The following is a 21,618-nucleotide window of genomic DNA, read 5'->3' on the forward strand; positions in this document are numbered from 1 at the left end:
TCAGCTGTCGCGGCCGCCGAACCTGCGGCGCAGCGGGAACGATGCGAGGAATCCCAGCACCAGCACGAGCGCCACCACTCCGCTGCCGATCAAGGCCACATCGCGTGCCGTGTTGTCCGGCGCGGGAGCGGGTTCGGGTAATGGGAGCTGTTGATCCCGTGCGTCGGCGGGGTGCTTGGGGCGCAGTTCCTTGCGTACCTCGGCGGTCAGCGCGGCCACAGGATCGACCGTGCCGTAACCGATGTACGGATTCCAGCCCTCACCCGGGGCGTGCGCCGTGGCCTCGATGCGGTCGATGACCTCGTCGGCCCGCATCTCCGGGTACCGCGCCCGCACCAGCGCGGCGACACCCGCGACCTGCGGTGCGGCGAAACTCGTTCCGCTATAGGGCAACACCTGCCCCTGATTGGTGACCTTCGCCGTGGTGAGCCCGGTGGTGCGGGGATCGAGCGAGACGATGTTCTCGCCCGGCGCGGCCACACCCACCCACGGACCCGGGACGGTGAACCGCGACGGCCGGCCGAATGCGTCCACCGAGCCCACCGACAGCACATAGGCATCCCACCAGGCCGGGATCACGTAGGACGTGACGCGATCCCACGGATCCCGGTCCGGGTGCACCGGATCGGGGCCGGGATTGCTCGCCTTGCAGGTGTCGGTATTGCCGGCGGAGGCCACGATGACCACGTCCTTCTGGACCGCCGCGTACTGCACGGCCGCGCCCAGCGCACCCATCTCGGCGCTCGCCGGCTCCGTCGTCGGGCAGGCGACCAGGGAGATGTTGATGACCCGTGCGCCCGTGTCGGCCGCCCGTCGGACGGCCGAGGCCAGCGCGGAGATCTTGCCGTAGCCGTCGGGCATGTCGTCGGGGCCCTTCTCCCGGCCCGCGCTCTTGGCCTGGTAGAGCGCGCTGGTCTGCCGGATGGTCATGACGCGGGCTTCCGGGGCGACCCCGGAGAAGCCTTGCCCACCCACCTGGGTGGCGGCGATCAGGCCCGCCACGATGGTGCCGTGGGCATCGCAGTCCTCGGTGCCGTCGCCGCCCGCGGCCACGTAGTCGCCCTCGGGGACGAGTCCGGGCAAGCGGGGGTGCGGGGACACCCCGGTGTCGATGACCGCCACCAATTGACCTGCGCCACGGGAGAATTGCCATGCACGGGGCAGATCCAGGGTGCGCTGGGTCGCCGGGACCGTCGGTCCGTCGCCGCTCGCCTGGGTGCTGAGGCAGGGGGAGTTGGCGGGATGCTCGGTCTGCGTCGGCGGGGTGGCCGGGCCGCCCGGGGGCAGCAGGCCCGCGTCGATGGGCGGCGGCCGGTCGGCGTGTGCGACGGCCGGCTCCGAGCCCATCCCGAACGACACCCCCAGCGCGAGTACCGAAGTCGCCGCGGCGAATCGGAAAATGTTGGTGCGCAGCGTCCTACCTCGCATGGCGGACCGCTCTCAGAGTCCGCGCACGAGGGCGTAGAGGCCGGTCACCCAGAAGGCCAGCGGTACGACTGCGGCCACGAAGCCGTACTCCAGCAACTCGACCGCGCGGAGTACAGGCGGGGTCGACTGCTGCCGCGGCACCAGGAAGCCCAGCACCAGCGCGGCCGCGAAAAGCGCCAGCGCCACGCCGAATACGGTGAGCGGTTGCGGCTGGGTGAGGGCGGTGCCGATCAGTACGAGCAGCACGATCGCCGCGCCGCCGACGATGAGGACCACGGCCTGTTCCGCGCCCGCGTAGGTGCGGCTGCGGAACATCAGGACCGCCGCGCACACCAGGGCCAGCGCCAGACCGGGCCAGAACGGCCGGATGGCCGCCGGATCCACACTCGCCACCGCCCCGGTCACCACCACGAGGGCGGTGGCCGCGACGAGACCGGCAAGATGGTCTTGTGCCCGTTCGGATTTCGCGCGCAGCACGTCCAGCGTGGGCAGGGCGCGGTGGTCGTCGGGATCGTCCTCGGTGGGGTCGATGGGGGTGCCGGGCGCGGGCACCGGCGGCAGTGGCAGCCGGGCGAGCAGCATGGAAAGCCTTGGGGCCACTGATAATCCGGCCAGTCCGACCGTTACGACGCCACCGCCGATGGCGCGCAGCGGTAGATCGGTGAGCAGGCCGACCAGGGCGGCCGGGATGGTGAAGGCGGCCAGTGTCGCGGCGCCGATGAACAATCCCGGCCCGACTCCCGTCGCTCGCCAGGTCAGCAGGGCCGTGGCTCCGGCCAGCACCGCACCGAGAAGCGCGTTGGCCCAGCCGTAATGGTCCGGGACGTAGAGCAGGCCCGCGGTGAACGCGGTCGGCAGAGCGGAGCCGCCCAGCACCAGGGCGCTCACGCGCTCGCGGTATATGCGGGCGAGCACGGTGCTCGCGGTGACCAGCAGCACGGTGACGGCGGTGGCCACGGTGGCGGTGATCCAGGACGGGATCGCGTCGGGGGCGGCCAGCAGTCCGAAGCAGCCGGTCGCCATGATGACGACCGCCAGGACCGAGCCGGTCAGCCGGGCGGTGCGCGGCGACCAGCTTCGGAAGTGATCGGCGTCGGCGATGGCGACGTTGTACATGATGTCGTCGAAGAGCGGTGCGGGCGCGATGTTCTCGGCGCTCTCCAGCATGAGCAGTTCCCCGTCGCGCACGCCCTGTTCGCCCAGGCTCAGGGAATTGGAGAAGGGCGGCCGCCCGATGCGGGCCAGCACCCATTCGTGTGGCTCGATCTGTTCGCCGTCGAGGTCGAAGTCGTTGGCGCGGTTGTGCTGATCGACCATGTCGACCACGCTCGGGATGATCAGGGCCACCGGCACATCGACGGGAATGGCCATGTCGACCTGGGTGTGCTTGGCCAGAATGGTGACTCGCGCCAGATCCGGCGCGCGCACGGTGCCGCGGAAGTCCTCGAGGTGATCCGTCCGCGAGTGCGTCACGCCCGCACTGTACGGCATGATGGTTGCCGTCCGTACACTGACCGGCCGAACTCCGGGGGAATTTCCGCGATGAGCACCGTACGGTTCCACCGCCGCCCGCGCCGGGAGATGCCGCGTTCGCCCGGCGGCGAAGTCACGCTGCAGCCGCCGCCGGAGATCCCGCGAGCGGTGCCCGCCAACCTTTTCGCGAAACTGATGCCGGTGGTGATGGGTGTCGGCATGCTCGGCATGGTGGTGCTGCTGTTCACCTCCGGCAGCGGCATCGCGTCCAATCCGATGAGCCTCATGTTCCCGATGATGATGGTGTTCTCCATGGTCGGGATGTATGCGGGGCAGGGCGGCAACGGGCAGCGGGCGGCCGAGGCCAACGAGGACCGCAAGGACTATCTCCGCTACCTCGATCAGGTGCGGCGGGACGTGGAGGAGACGGCCGGGCAGCAGCGGGCGGCCGTCGAATGGAGTCACCCCGAGCCCGGACTGATCTGGATGCTGGCCGGGACCGCGCGGATGTGGGAGCGCCGGCCGGGGTACAAGGACTTCTGTCACGCCCGCATCGGACTTGGTAGCCAGAGACTTGCTACGAGACTGGTCGCCCCGGAAACAGGGCCCGTCGAAGAGCTCGAACCCATCGCCGCGGTCTCGCTGCGGCGCTTCGTGCGCACCCACTCCACCGTCCCCGACCTGCCGACCGCCCTCGCCGTGAAAGGCTTCGCCGCCGTCCAGCTCACCGGCGACCGGGTCCAGGCCCGCGACATGACCCGGGCCATGCTGCTGCAACTGGCCATGTTCCAGGGCCCCGACCAGGTACTGATCGCCGTGGTCTGCGGGCCCACGGAGACTGTGCGGGAATGGGAATGGACCAAATGGCTGCCGCACAGCCAGCATCCCGAATCCCGGGACGGGGTGGGCAGCGGTCGCATGGTGTACGGGTCCATTCGTGAAGCCCACGCCGATCTGAATCCGCTGCTGCACAATCGGGTTCGGTACTCCCGCAACCAGCCCGCAGACCCGGGACTCACCCAGATCGTGCTGGTGGTCGACGGCGGACTGCTCGAAGCCGAGGAAGATCCGCTGCGCGAGTACGGGTTCGAGGGCGTCACCGTCGTCGACCTGTGTGGATACGCGCCCGGGCTGGCTGCCTCCCGTGGCATCCAGATGGTGGTGGAGAACGGCGAGTGCGCAGGGCGCGGACCGTCCGGGGCGCTGGAACGCTTCGCCGTCATCGACCGCATCACCGCGCGCGAGGCCGAACAGGCGGCCCGGCGGCTCGCGCCCTACCGGGCCCCTCATCCGCGCGCCGCCGAAACCGGTGGAGAGGAGAGCGAGGTGATCTCCAGCTGGGCGCAACTGCTGGGGCTCGGCGACGTCGGAACCTTCACTCCCGAGACCGCGTGGCGGCCGCGCTACGGTCGCGAACGACTGCGGGTGCCGTTCGGTGTCGGGGCCGACGGGCTGCCGGTGGTGCTCGACATCAAGGAGGCGGCCGAGGGCGGTATGGGTCCGCACGGGCTGTGCATCGGCGCGACCGGGTCCGGCAAGTCGGAATTCCTTCGCACACTGGTGCTCTCGCTCATCGCCACGCACTCGCCCGATCAGCTCGAATTCGTGCTGGTGGACTTCAAGGGCGGCGCGACCTTCCTCGGGCTGGAAGGGGTGGCCCATGTCGCGGCCATCATCACCAACCTGGAAGAGGAAGCCGACCTCGTCGACCGCATGCGCGACGCGCTCGCCGGGGAGATGAACCGCCGCCAGGAACTCCTGCGCGCGGCCGGGAACTTCGCGAACGTCTCGGAGTACGAGAAGGCCCGGGCCGCGGGAGCCGACCTCGACCCGATGCCCGCGTTGTTCGTGGTGCTCGACGAATTCTCCGAACTGCTCTCGCAGCACCCGGATTTCGCCGAACTGTTCACCATGATCGGCCGCCTCGGACGCTCGCTGCACGTGCACCTGCTGCTGGCCTCGCAGCGGCTCGAGGAAGGGCGGCTCAAGGGGCTGGAAAGCCACCTGTCCTACCGCATCGGCCTGAAGACCTTCTCCGCCAATGAATCCCGTCAGGTGCTGGGGGTGCCGGACGCCTACAACCTGCCGGGCAATCCCGGCGGCGGCTACCTGAAGGCTGACGCCGGGGAGATCCAGCGGTTCCAGTCCGCCTACGTCTCCGGGCCGTACACCGGTGGCGCGCCGCAGCGCGACGACGGGACGGTGACCCGCTCCGGCGAGGTCGACGTGACCGTGCGACCGTTCAGTGCGGCCCACGTGGAATTCCGGGCCGCCGACCGGATTCCGCTGTCCGAGCGGCCGGAGCCGGTGACCACGCCCGCCGAGGCGGACCAGATCTCCCACCTGCAGATACTGGTGTCACGGGTGCGCGGGCACGGGCGGCCCGCCCACGAGATCTGGCTGCCGCCGCTCGGCGACGCGCCCACCCTGGATCAGCTGCTGCCGCGGTCCGTCCTCACCGGCGACTGGAATCCGCTGGCGGCCCTGCGCGCCCCGATCGGCATCGTCGACCGGCCCTACGATCAGCGCCGCGATCCCATGGTGGTGGACCTGTCCGGATCGCGCGGCAACGCCGCCGTGGTCGGCGGCCCGCAGTCGGGCAAGTCGACCGCGCTGCGGGCGCTGGTCATGGCGATGTCGTTGACGCACACCGCCGAACAGGTCCAGTTCTATCTGCTCGACTTCGGCGGCGGCACCATGGTCGGCCTGGAAGGGCTGCCGCACGTCGGCGCGGTGGCCAGCCGGATGGAGGCGGACCAGGTGCGGCGCACCGTGGCCGAGATGGTGGGCATCATGCGCCGCCGCGAGGCCGGCTTCCGGAGGCTCGGCGTGGAATCCATGGCCGAGTTCCGGCGGCTGCGCGCCACCGGGCCGGACGCCCACCGGGCAGCGGCGGGCGTGTCGGAAGACCCTTTCGGGGACGCGTTCCTGGTGATCGACGGGTACGGCGCGTTCCGGCAGGAATTCGAACCGCTCGACCAGACCGTCATGAACCTTGCCGTACAAGGGCTTTCGTACGGTGTGCACATCGTGCTGTCGCTCAATCGCTGGGCCGAGGCGCGGCCCGCGCTCAAGGACCAGATCGGCACGCGCATCGAACTGCGGCTCGGTGACCCGATGGATTCGGATCTCGGGCGCAAGTTCGCGGCGCTGGTGCCCATGGGCCGGCCGGGGCGCGGTATGACCGCGGACGGGCTGCATATGCTGACCGCCCTCCCGCGGGTGGACAGCGACTCGGACCCGGCTTCGCTGGGAACGGGGGTGGCGCAGGCGGTTTCGGCTATCGCGCGGTTGACTCCGGGGCGACCCGCGCCCGCGGTGCGGATGCTGCCCGAACGGCTGCCGCGCGCGGAACTGCTGCACGCGGCGGGGGACTGGCCCGCGCGCGTGGACCACGCCCGGCCATGCCTGCGCTTCCCGCTCGGCATCGACGAGGCGCAGCTGGCCCCGGTGTTCCTGGATCTGGCGACGAGCCAGCACTTCGTGATCATCGGCGACTCCGAATGCGGCAAGACCACCGTGCTGCGGTCGCTGGTGCAGTCCATCTGCGCGGCCAACACCACCGATCAGGCGCGCATCATCATGGGCGACTACCGGCGCACCATGCTCGGCGCCGTCCCGCAGGGCTACCTCGCGGGATACGGCACCACCGCGCCGCAGTTCACCCAGAACATGGCCGACCTGGCCGCCTACGTCACCCAGCGCATGCCCGGACCCGAGGTGACCCCGCAGCAGCTCAAGGACCGATCCTGGTGGCAGGGGCCGGAACTGTACGTCATCGTCGACGACTACGACCTGGTCGCCAATGCCAGCGGCAACCCGCTGCACGCCCTGGTCGACCATCTCGCGCACGCCCGCGACCTCGGCTTTCACCTGATCCTGGCCCGCCGCTCCGGCGGCGCGGGCCGGGCCATGTACGAGGCCACCCTCAACCGCCTCAAGGAACTCAACTCCGCGTCCCTGATCATGAGCTGCAGCCGCGACGAGGGCGTCCTCTTCGGCAACACCCGCCCCGGCCTCATGCCCCCGGGCCGGGGCACGTACGGCACCCGGTCCGGCGAGGAACTCATCCACACCGGCTGGCTGCCATCCGCTGAGCCGTAATGACGGAGAGCGGGCCCGGGAACAAGTGCCCGCGCCCGCTCTCCGGGTGAAGCCTCGGTTCAGAAGAGGCCCGCGAGGGCGGTGTCCTTGGCCTGGAGTTCGGCATTGCCCGTGCGGACCAGGGTGGCCGCGCCGTTCAAGGTGGTGTTGAGCTGGAGGACGTGCTGGTTCCACATGCGCTGGAGGTCGGCGAACGCGTCGTTGGCGTCACCTTTCCAGTTGTTGCGTACGAACTCCTCGACAGTGCGATGGAAGGCCTCGAGCTGGTCGCGGATGGCCTCCGCGCGGCGGATGATCGAATTCGCGCCGTCGGCGACGCCCTCGAAATGGGCGGAGATGATCTGGCCGTCAACTGCTGCCATGGTGAATTCCTTTGCCAATTGTCCGGAAAGAACGAGGGGTGGCCGAGCGGTTAGACAGCCGGGAGGTCGAGGCTCGAAATCTGTGCGTTGACCTTGGATTCGTAATCCTTGTCGTGCTCTTCGTAGTTCGAGCCGACCTTGATCAGCGTCTCGGCCGTGTGCATGAGTTTGTCGTTGAGCTTGTCGGCCTGGAAGTAGTAGCGCTGCATGAACGCGTTGAACGCGTCGGCCGCGCCGCCCCGCCAATTCGAGCCCGCGACCATGCTGTCCTCATCGCGCTTCAGATCGGCGATGGAGTGCATGAGCATGTCGTGGGTCTTCTGGAACTCCTGGGCCTTGGCCTGGATGAGCTCATTACTGGCTTCGAATGCACCGGCCACGGTGCCTCCTTCCGATTCGCGGGCGGACGACCTCGTAGTGATTGGACGTAGGTCACGACCCGCCGGTTCCACCTCCGCGCGAGAGGCAGCTCGAACCGCTGCTACCAGGTGCTGTTCGCGAACAATGCGTATTGGGCGGCAGCCCGTTGATGGGCGTCGGCGATCTGATCGGAGTCCACCACGGCCGTGTACTGGCGATAGCTGACCGTGCACCGGAAGCGTTTGGCGCGAGTGAGACCGGAGGCCGGAGCGTCGGTGGATTGTCCGCACTTCCCGTCCGGGAATCCGGCCGGTGCGTCCGCGGCGCCCGAATAGCCGTGTTCGAGAACGGCGGTGGCGAGTTGCTTCGCGGCTTGCGCGTCCCGGGTGCGGAAGAGCATGGACGGACCGTCGTAGTTCGCGCCCGCGATCGAGTATCGATCGATTCCGGTGTCGGTGACGATCCGCCGCCACAACGCCTGATCGGCGACCCGATGCAGGAAGCCGCGCGGTTCGGCCACGGCCATCGACTGGAAATCGGGGAGGAAACTCTCCCCGGGATTGAGGGTGCGCCGCAGCATGTGATCCGCGTCGAACGGCAGGCGCAGCACGCCCTCCGGGGTCAAGGGCGGCAAGGCATCCAGGAGCGGCAATTGCGCGTCGAGGACCTTCGTGGCGAGCGCGGTCAACTTCGGCAGCTCCGGATCCTTCACACCGACATAGGCGTTCACGACGTAATTGCCGTGCGCGACCGTCGATCCGATGCTGGCGACCCCGGGCCGCCAATGCGTGTGGGCGTCGGGGTATTTCGGCAGCGCCACCCGTTCGTTGACGTCCGGGGCCACGGCGAAGTCGGCCTCGTCCAAGTCGGTGGCGGCCTTGGCGGCGGCCGCCGCGTCACGGAACTGGAGGACGGTGACCGTGGTGAAGGAACTGCCCTCCACGGTCTTGCCGGACTTGTCGGGCTGTTTGTCGGTGTGGCCCACCGAGAGCCCGAACATCATCTTGTTCGCGTCGAGCACCGGCGCGGTGACGTCGGCCAGCACCCGGGTGGCGGTCTCGGTATTGGTCATCGACACCACGCCGGTGCCGAAGGTGAGGGCCGGGTCGATGTCGGCGCCGTTCACCACGTGGCCGGCCAGGCGTTGCGTCGCCAGCTCGATCCCCAACCGCATGCGCGGGTTGTATTCATAGCGCAGGTCCAGCGGCAGGGTCGAGTACTTGCCGACATCCAATGTGCGGATATCGATTTCACCCGGGGTCGCCGTGCCGGTGACGGCCGAACCGCAGCCCGCCACCGCCGCCGCGGTGATCGCGAGCAGAGCGGTCATCCGAAAACGCGAGATCATTGCCGTCCCCTCCCGATCACTTTTCCGCATTGACGAACAGGGCGTACTGCGCCGAGATCCGTTGCTGCGCATCGAGCAGCTGGCTCGCCGCAACCTCCCCGGCGAAGCGGCCGTGGGTGACGTAGCAGTAGTAGGTGATCGAGAAGCGCTGCGGCCCGGTGTATTTGCGGCACTGGGCATTCGGCAGGTTCGCGGGGGAGTCGGCGGGCCGGAAGGTGCGTGAGGTGCGGGCGCGCTCGGCCACGATGTCCGCGGCTCCGGCGGCGTCGCGGGCGCGGAAGACGTAGCCGCCGTTGAACGCCACCCGGTCCACGCCCGCCTTCTCGAACAGCGCGGCGTTGTCGTCGCCGGGGAAGATCTGGAGTCCGCCGTGCCGGTCGTAGACGCCGGGGATGCCGCGCTCGGACTGATCGTCGACGACGGTGCGCAGCGTCCGCCCGAGCACGCCGTCCAGATCGACGGGCTGCTCGGTCAGCTGATCCGGCGCGACGGCCGGGAACTTCGCCAGCGCGCCCGGGATCACGTCGATGCCGAGCTGGACGCGCGCCAGCAGGGCGGCCGGATCGCTGACCTTGGTCTCCGCCATCACGTCGTCCCACACGTAGCCGAAGATGACGAATCGGCCGGTGGCGTACCAGGATCGGACGGTCGCGTTGAAGTCGTAGGACTTGTCCAGGTAGACGAAGGCGTCCGGATATTTGTCGAGGTGCAGGCGCTCGCTCGGGGCGGCGTCGAAATCGGCCTGGCCCAGGGCCTGCGCGGCCGCCTTCGCCGCCGCGTCGTCGGTGAAGATCAGCACCGTGTTCGCGAACTCGTAGGACAGCCCCGGTGATTTGTCGGAGTTGCCGGTGGTGACGTAGCCGGACAGGAAGCCGGGCGCTGCGGCCCGCAGGTCGGCGGCCTTGGCGTTGGTGCGGATCTTCATGGCGCTGGAGCCGAGATCGATGAACGGGCGGATCGCGCCGTTCACCGCGGCCGGAGGATATTTGACCACCGGGTTGATCTCCGCCGGCAGCGGCAGGTAGTTGGCCAGCCGTTCGGCCTGTACGGCGCGGCCGAGTTCCTTGCTCTCGGCCTTGTCGTACTTCTTGGGTTGGGTGATCAGGTTGCCGGTGTCGAGCTTGGCCAGGTCGATGACGGGCTCGGCGGGGGCGGCGGGCCCCGGATCCGAGCCGCACGCGGCGGTCATCACCACCGTGACGGCGAAAGCCGCGGACATGGCTGCGCGCAGGCGCATGGGTTCCCCTCCCCAGAGCTGACTGACCGGCAAAACCCTACTTGATCCGGTTGTGCAGGACCGGCACCAGTTTGGTGAGCAGGGTCTGATCGGATTCGGGGGTCCAATTGCGGATCGCCGCGACCGCGGACGCGTCGTCGACCGGCACCACGATGGCGCGGGAGCTGGTGATCTCACTGGGCAGGCCGAGCAGGCCGCCGCCGCCCGCCTTCGCGTCGCTGCGGACCGCGATGATGTACGAGTCGTCGGTCACCTTCAAGGAACCGTAGCCGGAGGAGGGGCGCGGGGAGGTCTCCCCGGCCGCGGGCCGGTACTGGGCGTTGTAGACGAAGCCCAGGCTCTCCAGGTATTTCGCCTGATCACTGCCGGTCAGGTAGATGCTGTATTTGGTGTTGTAGTCGTCGCCGGTCACGTCGACGACGGTGACGGACTTGCCCTGGAACGCGGGATTGTCCTTGCGCGCCTGGTCCACCGAGTTCGGGGCGGTGTTCGCGGCCGGGGCCGCACCGGCGGACGTCGTTGCGGCGGAACCGGTCTCGCTGCCGCCGCCGGCGACGATGCCGATGCCCACGGCCACCGCGGCCGCCACCGTCGCCGCACCGATACCCAGGTAGAGCCGGGTCCGGTTGCGCGGCGGCCGCACCAGCTCGGTGGGCTCGGCCGCGGAAACCGGTATGCCGGTCTGGGTCTCACCGGCCGGCAGCAGGCCCGGCGGCGCGATCTGGATCGGATAGGTCGGAGAAGTATTGGTGGACACCGGGTTATAGCCCGGCACCAGCGCGGCCGTGGCGGCCTCGGTGAACTCGCGGCAGGAATTGAAGCGCTCGGCCGGATTCTTCGCCATCGCCCGCGCGAAGACGTGATCCAGCGCGGCGGGCAGATGCGGGTCGACATCGGTGGCGCGCGGCGGCGGCTCGTGCAGGTGGCCCATCATGACCAGCGCCGGTTGCGTTGCGGGATACGGGTTCCGGCCGGTCAGCAGCTTGAAGAACGAGCAGCCCAGGCTGTAGATGTCGGCGCGGTGGTCCAGCGGCAGCCCCGACAGCTGCTCCGGCGGCGCGTAGGCGATGGTGGCGACGAAACTGCCGGTCTGGGTCAGCTCGGTGGTGTCCTCGGTGGACTTGGCGACGCCGAAGTCGGCCAGCAGGGCCCGCTCGTCCTCACCGGCGGCGGTGGAGAGCAGGAAGTTGGCGGGCTTCACGTCGCGGTGCAGCAGGCCGCGCCGGTGCGCGTAGTCCAGGCCCCGGCCGATCTGGGCGACGATGGACAGCGCCCGCAGCGGCGGAATGGCGGCCGGATCGCGCTTGAGCTCGGCCGAGGCGTCGGTGCCCTCGACATACTGCATGGCGATCCACAGCTGCCCGTTCTCCTCGCCACGATTGTGCACCGCGACGATGTTCGGGTGATCCAGGCCCGCAACCACATTGGCCTCGCGTTCGAAGCGGCCGCGGAACTCCTCGTTGCTGGTCAACTCGGCGGAGAGCACCTTGAGCGCGTCCATGCGCGGCAGCTCGGGATGCTTGCCCAGATACACGGTCCCCATACCGCCCGAGCCGAGCACGCGAACGATCCGATATCCGCCGACGATGGTGCCAGGACTCAGTGCCATCGCATCAACTCCTGGATCCTCGCCGGACGCAGCGGCTCCCCCCGCTGCTCTCCGCGACTGTAGCCGGTGCCGGACGGGCACGTAACCTGGTGGCTGTGCTGAAGGATCCCTGTCGCGTGCTTCCCCGGGGCCGGTTCCCGTGATGGATCGGCAGGTCGAGGTCGTCGCGGGCGGCCATGCGCTGAGCCGGGTGGCGGGAGCGGTGATCCTGGTGGCGCATCGGGAGCGGGGCGCGATCACCCCCGAATCGCGGGCCGTGACGGCGGTGCGGGCGCTCGGGGACCTGGTCGCCGACGCCACCGATCTGGTCCCGGACGGGCCGGGGCGGCAGATCGCGCGGCAGGCCACCCGCTGGCTGATGAAGGAGGCCGAGCGGATCTCGCCCGGGCAGCCCATCGAATTCGGCATCCTGTCCACCGCCGACACCGGCGGGCTGGCCATCTTCCTGCACGGATCGGTGACGGCCGTGCTGGCCGGAACCGCCGTCGAGTACTACCGCGGCAGCGACGCCGCCTTCACCGTGGACCGGGTCGCCGCGCCGCCCGCGCGGGCCGCGGCCCTGTTCATCGACGAACCGCGGCGGCGGGCGCCGGAACTGCCCGAGCGTGGAATCGGCTCGCTCGTCGAGGGACTCGCGCCCGCGTCGGGCGCGGTGGTGTGGTTCGAGGGCGAACCGGTGGTGTCGCGCACCCCGGCGCGTCCGGCGGGGGCGCGGCACCGGGCCGCGGAACCGCCGCCGCCCACGGCCGCCTTCGACGCCGAACGCGATCCCGAACCCGAGCCGCCGCCGGTGGACCCGGACCTGATCCCGACCCGCACCTCCAATCGGATTCCCGCGAACCTGGATCCCGCCCCGGTGGATCCGGTCACCGAGGGCATTCCGGCAGCGCCGGACCTGCACCACGCGCCCACCGAGATGGGCGGCGCGAGCGAGCTGAGCGGCACCAACCCGGCGCCCAAACCCGACCCGGACCTGCAGCGACGGCTCGAGGCCACCGCCAAGGCGACCGCGCTCACCGCGAAGGTGCTCGGATTCAAATGCGCGCGTGCGCATCCCAGCGACCCGCGGGCCGCCTTCTGCACCGTGTGCGGCATGCCGGTGGATCAGACCCAGCAGGTGTCCGAGGTGATCCGGCCGCCGCTGGGCATGCTGGTGCTCGACGACGGCATGACCTTCATGCTGGCGGCCGACGCCGTGGTGGGCCGCGATCCCGAACTGTCCGAACCGGCCCGCGCGGGCCTGCTGCCACTGCGCATCGACGACAGCTCCGGCGGCATGTCCCGGGCGCACGCCGAGATCCGCTTGGTGAACTGGGATGTCACCATCGTCGACCGCGGCTCCACCAACGGCACCCGGGTGCGCCCGCCCGGGTATCGCGATTGGGTTCGGCTGCAACCGAATCAACCGTTCACCCTGGTACCGGGCGCGGAGGTCATGCTCGGCAACCGGGTGCTGCGATTGGAGCCGGTCGCGCCGCCGCCGTTCGGGTAGGACGCGAGAACTCCCGCGCCCCTAGGTGTATCGGGAGTAGCAGATCTCCTGATTGGTGCCGAGCACGCCCGCGCGGAAGGCGTCCACCCGGGAGAAGCCGCTGGGCACGGTCTTGCCGTCGGTGTCGCTGGCGGCCAGGCCGTCGGTGAGCAGACCGGAGACCGCCTCGTCCAGATCGCCCGCGGACAGTGAGATGCCGCCGGACGCCTTGCGGCTCGGGTCGGCCAGTTTCCCGGAGATCACCCCGGACAGACAGGCCGCGCGCAGACCGGTCTTCGCGCCCTTCAACGGCAGTCCGGCGGCGTGCTGCACGGCGAGGGTGTAGCGGGAGATGAAGACGATGTAGGCGGTGAAATCGCCGGTCACGTTGGCGGGCAGGGCGTCCTGGTCGTCGGCATTGGAGACGCCGCGGTCGTGCAGCGCGGGCACATCGGTGCCGATCCGATTGGTGGCCGGGCAGTAGGTGACCGGCACGGTGTCGGCGCCGTTGCGGCAGTTCAGCTTCGCGGTGTCGTAGCCGTACTCGGGCTCGTCGCGCACCGGCATGATGGTCGCCATCGACTTGGCCAGCTCCTGCAGGCTGGACTGGGTCACCTCGGACTGGCCGTGATTGGCGTCGTTGCCGAGGGTCTGCGGCAGATCGCCGCGGCGGCGGTCGATCTCGTTCTGATCGATGGCCTGACAGCCCTTGGCGCCGTCGGTGAACCCGATCTGCACGGCCGTCACCCGCTCGAACGCGGAACCGTGCACGCTCTGCGGATCGTCGGGGTCGGCGTCGCGGAAGGCGACCGTGGCGGCCAGCACCGCGTTCAACCCGTCGGAGGTGTTGATCGTGAAGTGCGGGGCCTTGCCCTCGGCCACATTCCGGATGAACGCGCCCGCGAAGCAATCCGCCTGCTGCTCCTTGACGATGGTCGGGGTGCGGCGGCCGACCAGTTTGGCCATCTCCTGGATGGCGTGCCCGTACTCGTGGGCCAGCACCATGACCACCGACATCTTCCCGAACTCGTCGGCCACCGCGGGCAGCAGCACCCCGCGATCCCAGCCCACCGAACCGTCCAGCCGGCAGTAGGCGGCGTTCACGAGCCGGTAGCTGGTCTCGCCGCAGAACTGCCCGGACTGCGAGCGCGGCGTCTTGGCGTTCCAGGAGATGAAATGGTCCACGGGGCTGAAGGCGCCGCCGAACTCACGCGGAAACTCGCCCCGCCAATAGGTCTGGATGTCGTCGAGCGCGTTGAGCACCAGTTTGTCGATACTGCCGCCGTCGGAGTTCTCCGCGGTCAGCGTCGAATCCGGGACCCCGGAGCGGGGGCCGCTGGGACCGCCGGTGGTAGGCAGACCGGCCACCTTGAACGGGTCGTCGTAGATCGATACGGCCCGGCCGTGAACATTTCGTGTACAGCCGGACAAGAGCGCGACCGCCACGAGCACTACGCCCAGCGTCACGAATACACGGCGAATCCCCGTGGACCGGCGCGTGCGCACCGCCTCCCCCCGGCGTCTCCCCACGTGTTCTCCCTCGACAACCGATACCGATCGTGTCCCGGAATCGGACGGACGGCCGAGAAGCGCGACGCCGGACTCCGGGGGCTTCAATTATCATCCCACCATGTCTTCACCGGGGGCGCAGCAGATCACCGTGCGTCATGATGGAACCGAACGGGTCTTCGACGCGACTCAGCAGATCACGATGGGCCGGGCGCCGGAGGTGACGCTGTTCGTCGACAGCCCACTGGTCTCCCGCGTGCACGCGATCCTCAGCTACGAGGCCGGATCGTGGATGCTCAGCGACAACGGCAGCACCAACGGCGTTTTCGTGGACGCCCGCCGGCTGACCACGCCGCTGGTGATCAACCGGCCCACCCAGGTGCGGCTCGGCGACGCCATCAGCGGCCCGCTGCTGCACCTGCTGCCGCAGCTCGCGCGCGGCGGCGGTGGTGCGCCGCAACCGCAACCGCAACCGCAGCAGCGGCCGGCGCAGCAGCAGAACCGGCCGCCGTCCCCGCTGCCCCAGGTGGGACAGCCGCAGCAGGCGCAGCAGCCGTTCGCGCAGCGCCCGCCGGTGCAGCAGCGACCCCAGCAGGCCTGGCAGCCGCCGAACGTGGCCCAGCCCAACCAGAATCAGTGGAATCCGAACCGGCCGGTATCGGGTCCGCAGCATCAGCAGCCGAATCCGGTGCCGCAGCGGCCGACTCCGCCCGTCGGCAACGCGGCCACGCCGAATGTGGTGCGCCCGCCGGTCAACCAGCCGCCGCAGGGCGGCGATCCCATCAATATGACCACCAAGGCGGACACCTCGGCGCTGCCGCCGATCCGCGCGCGGGCCTCCACCGCGGCCATCGCGCGCGCCGACCGGATTCCGCGCAACGGTCTGCACATCGGTCGTACCAGCGACAACGAGATCGTGGTCAACGATCCGATGGCCTCGCGCAAGCACGCGCGCCTGGTGCCCGACCGTGAGGGCCTCGCCATCGAGGACCTCAACTCCGCCAACGGCACCTTCGTCAACGGCCGCCGCGAACAGCGCGCGCTGCTGCGCGAACGCGACATCGTCACCATCGGTAACGTCGACTTCGTCGTGCAGGAAGGCACGCTCGTGCACCGGCAGCGGCCGGTCGCCGAACAGGGCCTGCACGTGCACGGCGTCTCGTTCACCGTCGAGGGCAACAAGCAGCTGCTCGTGGACGTGAACATGCAGGCCGGGCGCGGATCGCTGACCGCGCTCATCGGGCCCTCCGGCGCGGGCAAGTCCACGCTGTCGAAACTCATTGCGGGAACCACGCTTCCGTCCGCGGGTGTGGTCACCTTCGAGGGCCGCAACCTGCACGTCGAATACGAGGCGCTGCGCTCCCGCATCGGCATGGTGCCGCAGGACGACGTGCTGCACCGGCAGCTCACCGTCAAGCAGGCGCTCAACTTCGCCGCCCAGCTGCGACTGCCGCCGGACACCAGCAAGGCCGACCGCAAGCAGGTGATCGCCGATGTGCTGAAGGAGCTTTCGCTCACCCAGCACGCCGACACCCGCGTGGACCGGCTCTCCGGCGGTCAGCGCAAGCGCGCCTCGGTGGCCATGGAGCTGCTCACCGGCCCCTCGCTGCTCATCCTCGACGAGCCCACCTCCGGCCTGGACCCGGCGCTGGACCGCCAGGTCATGACCATGCTGCGGGAACTGGCCGACGCCGGGCGCACCGTCATCGTGGTCACCCACTCGGTGGCCTGCCTGGACATGTGCGACCAGGTGCTGTTGCTGGGCCCCGGCGGCAAGACCGCGTTCTGCGGGCATCCGGGCAGCGTCGGGCATTCCATGGGCACCAGCGACTGGGCCGAGATCTTCGGCCGCGTCGCCGCCGATCCGGATGGGGCCTTCGCGAATTTCCGTTCCCGCCAGGCGTTCGCGGAGCCACCCGCGCCGGTGAAACCGGTGGAACGGGCGAAGGCGCCGAAATCCAGTCCGTTCAAACAGTTCTCGACCCTGGCCCGGCGGCAGTTGCGGCTCATCTTCGCCGACCGCGGCTATCTGGCGTTCCTGGGGATCCTGCCGTTCGTGCTCGGCGGTCTGTCGCTGGTCGTGCAGGGCAAGAGCGGATTCGAGTCCGTCGGATTCGTGCAGGCGCCCGACGGCAGCTTCGTGCGCGCCAACAACGGTGAGGCGCAACAGCTGCTGGTCGTGCTGATCCTCGGCGCGTGCTTCATGGGCGCCACGCTCACCGTGCGTGACCTGGTCGGTGAGCGGGCCATCTACTACCGCGAACGCGCGGTCGGATTGCGTTCCGGCGCCTATCTGATGTCGAAGGTCGTGGTCTTCAGCCTGGCGGCGCTGGTGCAGTCGGCCGTGATGATCGGCATCGTGCTGGCGGTGAAGAAGCCACCGGCCACGGGTGCGGTGCTCTCGCTAGGCACCGTGGAGCTCTACCTCGATGTCGCCTTGACCGCGGTGGCCTGCGTGATCCTGGGCCTGGTGCTGTCCTCGCTGGCCAAATCCAACGAGCAGGTGATGCCGCTGCTGGTGGTGGTCATCATGGCCCAGCTGGTGATGGCGGGCGGCATGATTCCGGTGACCGGTCGTGCCGTACTGGACCAGCTGTCCTGGCTGTTCCCGTCGCGCTGGGGCTATGCCGCCGGAGCGTCCACGGTCAATCTGCCCGAGCTGTCGATCTCGGCCGCAGCGCAGCAGGACAGCTTCTGGAAGCACACGGTCGCCGCGTGGTCGCTGGATGTGGCCATGCTGTGCGTGATCGCGACGCTGCTGACCCTGTTCACCTGGTCGCGCCTGCGTTTGAAGAAGTCGGCGGCGTGACCGGGGACACACTCGCGCAGGGGTGCGAAGAGTGATTCGGCCGCGCGCTCAACGGAGCGAGCAGGCAGACTGATGACTGTGACAGCGCGAGTTGGGGCAGTGCATCTCGGCTGGGACGTGGTGTCGGTGGCCGCCGGTGGCGGCGGTTCACCCATACGCCCGGTCCAGGTCGAGGGCTCGTACACGCCGCCCGCATATCTGCTGGCCGACTCGTCGGGCCGGCTGCACACCGCAGGCGTGGACCGGCGGCCGGATGTCGGCATCGCCATCTCCGATGTGCGCGACATCATCGGGCACCCGCAGATCGTGGTGGCCGGGGCGACCTGGCCCGCCGAACTGGTGTTCCGGGCGCGCATGCACAACCCGCTGGCCTCGGTGATCGAGCACTTGGGGGCGACGCCCGACGTGCTGGCGCTGCCCTTCCCCGACGAATGGCCCGACCCGCAGGTCGACGAATTCGTACGCCTGGTGGAACAACTCGGCGTACCCGCCGAACCGCTGCCCGAGTCGGTGGCGCTCTCGGGCTACGTGCGCGCCCTCGGCCTGGTGCGCGCGCCCGGCCGCGGACCCGGCGTCGGCGCCGTCGGCGTCTACTCCGATGGCCGCGAATGCCTCGTCGTCGCGGTGCACGGCAATGACGACCAGCCCACCGAATCGGTCAGCGTCGCCATCACCGCCGAGGCGCTGCACGAGGCGCATGCCGCCGACAATGTGGTCATCGAGGTGATGGCCGCGGCGCGCGCCATCAATGCCGATACCTCCACGGTGCTGCTCACCGGCAATGTCTGTTTCAACGACGCGTTGCGGTTGGCCTTCCAGAACCACCTCGGCCACCGCTTCCAGGTCGCCGACCACCCGATGCACGCCCTCGTCCTCGGCGCGACCCACCTGCTGGTCGCCGACAGCGAAGGCGACCCGGCCTACGACCGGCCCCAGCCCGGCGCGGGACAGCAGTCGAACAGTTCCGGCCGGCAGTCGGGCGGTGCGGGACAACAGTCGGTCGGCGGTGGACAGCAGCCCGGCGGAGCGGAAGCGCGGCCCGTCGAGCAGGGGCCACGCCATGTCCCCGGTGGCCGCGACGCGGACCAGGCGCTGCAGCGCCAGCCCGAACCGCTGTCCCAGCAGCCGGAACTGGTTCCCCGGCACATGGATTCACCGCCGGCACCCGAATCCGCTCCGCAGCGCCCGGGTTCCGCGCCCCGCACCGGCCCGCAGCCCGCGGCCGACGGTGACCGGGACGGCGGCGATCCGGACGGCCGGACGCGTCGTCTGACAGCGGAGGAGGCCGCGGCGCAGGGACCGCAGGCGGGTGGGCAGGGCGCGCAGCCGGTGGCCGATCCGGCCGCCGAAGGACTCACGCGTCGAATCACCGGGCAGGAGGCCGCATCTCAGGGCGGCCCCACGGGTAACACCGGGCCCGGCGGCATCACCCAGCGGGTGACGCCCGAGGAATTGGCCCGGCTGACCGCGCAGGCGGGCGCGGGCGAGAACCGGACCGCGGCCGCGGGGACCGGCCCGAGTATCGATGCGGGCCACAGGGTTGCGCGCGGGTCCGAGGGCCCGGCTACCGGGTCGCAGCCCGTCGTCGGGGGACGAGGGACGCTGCCGCCCGGTCTGGAAGGCGTCGGCGGCCGATTCACGCGGCCGCCGGGCTCACCCGCCGATGACCAGATGACCACGGTCTTCGGTCCGGGCGACCAGGGCGGCGCCGGATCGGGTCGCCAGGGCGGCGCGGGATCGGGTTCCGCAGGTGCGCAACAGGGCTCGGCGGGGAGCTACGGCCCCGGCGGGCAGGGCCCACAGGACGGTCCGGGTGCACACGGCGGTTACGGCCAGGGCGGCGGTTTCGGAACGGTTGGCCCGAGCACGGGCGGTTATCCGCAGCAGGGCGGAGCGGCGGGTCAATTCGGGCCCGGCACAGGCGGTCCGGGCTCGGCGGGCGGCTACGGCACCGGCTACGGTTCGGCGAACGCTCCGGGCTCGGAGGGTTCGGCGCAGGGCGGTTACGGTCCCGGCGGCGCGCAGCCGGCCCAGGGCGGGCAGTACGGCGGCCAGCAGGGCGCCGCAGTGCAGTACGGCCAGGGCGGATACGGATCGGGCGGTTACGGCGGCCAAGGTGGCCACGGCGGCGGCGGTTACCCGGCGGGTCCCTATGGGGCCGAGGGGGATACGTCCGGTTCGGGTCGCGGGAGTTTTGCTGGATCCGGCGGAAACGCTTCTGGTCAACCCGGCGCGATGTACGGTGGGTCGATGTCGTCGGGGGTGTGTGGGTCTACTCCGCAAACGCCGGAAGATACCGCTGGGCAGTCGGATTCGGACTCCGGATCCGGCTCCGAGGGTGATCGCAAGCAGCGCAAGGGCAAGCTGTGGAACAAGATGCGCAAGCCGTTCGGCGCGCCCATCATCGTCGGAGCGGCGGCCCTGTCGCTCCTGGGCGCGCACTCGGATCAGCGCCAGGACCCCACGGCCGGATCCCCGGCGCCCGTCGGCGGTGTGACCAGGGCCACCGATATCGAGCTGCTCCCGGTCGGTGAGAGCTGCGCGGTGACCCCGTTCGTCTCGGGGCTGCCCGGCTCCGGCATCGCCACCATCGGCGACCCGCACAAGACGGACTGCGTGCGGTCCGGCATCGACACGCTGCGCTACACGCTGCCCGGCCCGGTGCGCGGGGTCGACCCCGGCCCGCCCTTGCACATCTGACCGTCGGCCGGGTGCATCCCCCCGGGTGACGGGGCGAATCGGACCGGTGGCCACGGCTCCCGGGACCGATTCGAGGGTCCGCGGTCCCCGCTGGTATGGTTGCTCGTTGGTGTGCGGTACGGCCGGGTTTCCGGCTGTCACACGAGCCCCGGGTCTCCACCGGCCGCCGGGATTCAGCTCGATCGCGTACTTGGCTGGCAAAACCTACGACAGACAGGGATGCACTGTGCCTACGTACAGCCCCAAGGGCGGTGACGTGACCCGCAAGTGGTACGTCATCGACGCCACTGACGTAGTGCTCGGCCGTCTTTCCGTGCAGGCTGCGAACATCCTGCGTGGCAAGAACAAGCCGACCTACGCCCCGAACGTTGATGGCGGCGACTTCGTCATCATCATCAACGCCGACAAGGTCGCCATCTCCGGCAACAAGCGGCAGGACAAGGTCCTCTACACCCACTCCGGTCACCCGGGTGGTCTGAAGGGCCGTACCGTGGGCCAGATCCTGGACACCCGCCCCGACCGTCTGGTCGAGCGCGCCGTCAAGGGCATGATCCCGAAGAACAAGCTGGGCAACAAGATCATCGGCAAGCTGAAGGTCTACGCGGGCCCGAACCACCCGCACGCCGCCCAGCAGCCCATCCCCTTCGAGATCAAGCAGGTGGCCCAGTGACCGCTCCTGAGGAATTCAACGACGACTACGTCGTCGAGGACACCGCCGTGGAGGTCGTCGAGGAGGGTGACGGTTACGAGGCCGAGGCCGAGTACACCGAGACCTTCTCCGCTCCGGTGATCATCGATCGTCCGGTGCAGACCGTCGGCCGCCGCAAGGAGGCCGTGGTCCGCGTGCGCCTGGTGCCGGGTTCCGGCAACTTCGTGCTGAACGGCCGCACCATCGAGGACTACTTCCCGAACAAGGTGCACCAGCAGCTGGTGAAGTCCCCGCTCGTCACCGTCGAGCGCACCGAGACCTTCGACATCCACGCCCGCCTCGTCGGTGGTGGACCGTCGGGTCAGGCCGGCGCTCTGCGCCTGGCCATCGCGCGTGCCCTCATCGAGGTCACCCCGGACGACCGTCCCGCCCTCAAGCGTGCCGGCTTCCTGACCCGTGACCCGCGTGCCACCGAGCGTAAGAAGTACGGCCTCAAGAAGGCCCGTAAGGCGCCTCAGTACTCGAAGCGCTGATATTGCGCCGTCAGGCTCTACCGTGC

Annotated in this window: 14 protein-coding genes; 6 read left to right on the forward strand and 8 right to left on the reverse strand. The window is 69.8% G+C overall.

The genetic code is table 11. The annotated features are described in order from the left end of the window. Together mycP and eccD are read right to left on the reverse strand one after the other, a co-directional pair. Positions 1 to 1,428, reverse strand: coding sequence for a type VII secretion-associated serine protease mycosin (gene mycP / locus ACFYTS_RS23975; RefSeq protein WP_387307293.1), 1,428 nt, complete (start codon positions 1,426 to 1,428; stop codon positions 1 to 3). A gap of 12 nt (positions 1,429 to 1,440) precedes the next feature. After that, positions 1,441 to 2,901 (reverse strand): type VII secretion integral membrane protein EccD, encoded by a 1,461-nt coding sequence (gene eccD, locus ACFYTS_RS23980; protein ID WP_387307295.1) that lies wholly within the window; start codon positions 2,899 to 2,901, stop codon positions 1,441 to 1,443. A gap of 69 nt (positions 2,902 to 2,970) precedes the next feature. Here eccD and eccCa point away from each other — a divergent pair, with 69 nt between their 5' ends. Then, entirely contained in the window at positions 2,971 to 7,005 is a 4,035-nt protein-coding gene (eccCa, locus tag ACFYTS_RS23985) for a type VII secretion protein EccCa (RefSeq protein WP_387307297.1), read from the forward strand. Positions 7,006 to 7,064: 59 nt separating this feature from the next. Here the strand turns inward: eccCa and ACFYTS_RS23990 are convergent, their stop codons facing one another. From ACFYTS_RS23990 to ACFYTS_RS24010, 5 genes are all read right to left on the reverse strand, one after another. After that, positions 7,065 to 7,367, reverse strand: a complete 303-nt coding sequence (locus tag ACFYTS_RS23990) for a WXG100 family type VII secretion target (protein WP_387307299.1) — start codon at positions 7,365 to 7,367, stop codon at positions 7,065 to 7,067. Between the two features lie 50 nt (positions 7,368 to 7,417). Continuing rightward, complete coding sequence (locus ACFYTS_RS23995) at positions 7,418 to 7,747, reverse strand: WXG100 family type VII secretion target (protein WP_357282291.1); 330 nt, start codon at positions 7,745 to 7,747, stop codon at positions 7,418 to 7,420. 101 nt (positions 7,748 to 7,848) lie between these two features. Next, on the reverse strand, positions 7,849 to 9,057 hold the full coding sequence (locus tag ACFYTS_RS24000) for a hypothetical protein (protein WP_387307301.1): 1,209 nt from the start codon (positions 9,055 to 9,057) through the stop codon (positions 7,849 to 7,851). Positions 9,058 to 9,091: 34 nt separating this feature from the next. Further along, positions 9,092 to 10,312: a hypothetical protein gene (locus ACFYTS_RS24005; RefSeq protein WP_387307303.1), complete on the reverse strand. Its 1,221-nt coding sequence runs from the start codon at positions 10,310 to 10,312 to the stop codon at positions 9,092 to 9,094. Between the two features lie 37 nt (positions 10,313 to 10,349). Then, positions 10,350 to 11,921, reverse strand: coding sequence for a serine/threonine-protein kinase (locus ACFYTS_RS24010; RefSeq protein WP_387307305.1), 1,572 nt, complete (start codon positions 11,919 to 11,921; stop codon positions 10,350 to 10,352). A gap of 142 nt (positions 11,922 to 12,063) precedes the next feature. Between ACFYTS_RS24010 and ACFYTS_RS24015 the strand changes: the two genes are divergently transcribed. Beyond that, on the forward strand, positions 12,064 to 13,413 hold the full coding sequence (locus ACFYTS_RS24015; RefSeq protein ID WP_357282284.1) for an FHA domain-containing protein: 1,350 nt from the start codon (positions 12,064 to 12,066) through the stop codon (positions 13,411 to 13,413). Positions 13,414 to 13,434: 21 nt separating this feature from the next. On the opposite strand, the gene ACFYTS_RS24020 is transcribed toward ACFYTS_RS24015, so the two are convergent. Further along, entirely contained in the window at positions 13,435 to 14,853 is a 1,419-nt protein-coding gene (locus ACFYTS_RS24020; protein ID WP_387307493.1) for a metallopeptidase, read from the reverse strand. A gap of 169 nt (positions 14,854 to 15,022) precedes the next feature. Here ACFYTS_RS24020 and ACFYTS_RS24025 point away from each other — a divergent pair, with 169 nt between their 5' ends. The 4 genes from ACFYTS_RS24025 to rpsI all read left to right on the forward strand — a co-directional run bounded on the left by ACFYTS_RS24025 (position 15,023) and on the right by rpsI (position 21,592). Next, the gene (locus ACFYTS_RS24025; RefSeq protein ID WP_387307307.1) at positions 15,023 to 17,710 is read left to right on the forward strand and encodes an ATP-binding cassette domain-containing protein; all 2,688 of its coding nucleotides are present in this window, start codon (positions 15,023 to 15,025) and stop codon (positions 17,708 to 17,710) included. A 78-nt stretch (positions 17,711 to 17,788) separates the two neighbouring features. Further along, positions 17,789 to 20,410 (forward strand): hypothetical protein, encoded by a 2,622-nt coding sequence (locus ACFYTS_RS24030; RefSeq protein WP_387307309.1) that lies wholly within the window; start codon positions 17,789 to 17,791, stop codon positions 20,408 to 20,410. A 226-nt stretch (positions 20,411 to 20,636) separates the two neighbouring features. Then, positions 20,637 to 21,080 carry a 50S ribosomal protein L13 gene (rplM, locus tag ACFYTS_RS24035; protein WP_357088878.1) on the forward strand — a complete coding sequence of 148 codons (444 nt, stop codon included), beginning with the start codon at positions 20,637 to 20,639 and terminating at the stop codon, positions 21,078 to 21,080. Beyond that, complete coding sequence (gene rpsI, locus ACFYTS_RS24040; RefSeq protein ID WP_357282280.1) at positions 21,077 to 21,592, forward strand: 30S ribosomal protein S9; 516 nt, start codon at positions 21,077 to 21,079, stop codon at positions 21,590 to 21,592. Before rplM ends, rpsI begins: the two co-directional genes overlap by 4 nt. The last annotated feature ends 26 nt before the right edge of the window (positions 21,593 to 21,618 follow it).

The sequence above is a fragment of the Nocardia sp. NPDC004151 genome (assembly GCF_042874235.1).
Lineage (GTDB): Bacteria > Actinomycetota > Actinomycetes > Mycobacteriales > Mycobacteriaceae > Nocardia.

What these genes read in the sequence shown, in the direction of transcription:
- mycP (WP_387307293.1), bottom strand. Translation starts at nt 1,428, where the DNA reads ATGCGAGGTAGGACGCTGCGCACCAACATTTTCCGATTCGCCGCGGCG.
- eccCa (WP_387307297.1), top strand. Translation starts at nt 2,971, where the DNA reads ATGAGCACCGTACGGTTCCACCGCCGCCCGCGCCGGGAGATGCCGCGT.
- ACFYTS_RS23990 (WP_387307299.1), bottom strand. Translation starts at nt 7,367, where the DNA reads ATGGCAGCAGTTGACGGCCAGATCATCTCCGCCCATTTCGAGGGCGTC.
- ACFYTS_RS24000 (WP_387307301.1), bottom strand. Translation starts at nt 9,057, where the DNA reads ATGACCGCTCTGCTCGCGATCACCGCGGCGGCGGTGGCGGGCTGCGGT.
- ACFYTS_RS24005 (WP_387307303.1), bottom strand. Translation starts at nt 10,312, where the DNA reads ATGCGCCTGCGCGCAGCCATGTCCGCGGCTTTCGCCGTCACGGTGGTG.
- ACFYTS_RS24010 (WP_387307305.1), bottom strand. Translation starts at nt 11,921, where the DNA reads ATGGCACTGAGTCCTGGCACCATCGTCGGCGGATATCGGATCGTTCGC.
- ACFYTS_RS24015 (WP_357282284.1), top strand. Translation starts at nt 12,064, where the DNA reads ATGGATCGGCAGGTCGAGGTCGTCGCGGGCGGCCATGCGCTGAGCCGG.
- ACFYTS_RS24025 (WP_387307307.1), top strand. Translation starts at nt 15,023, where the DNA reads ATGTCTTCACCGGGGGCGCAGCAGATCACCGTGCGTCATGATGGAACC.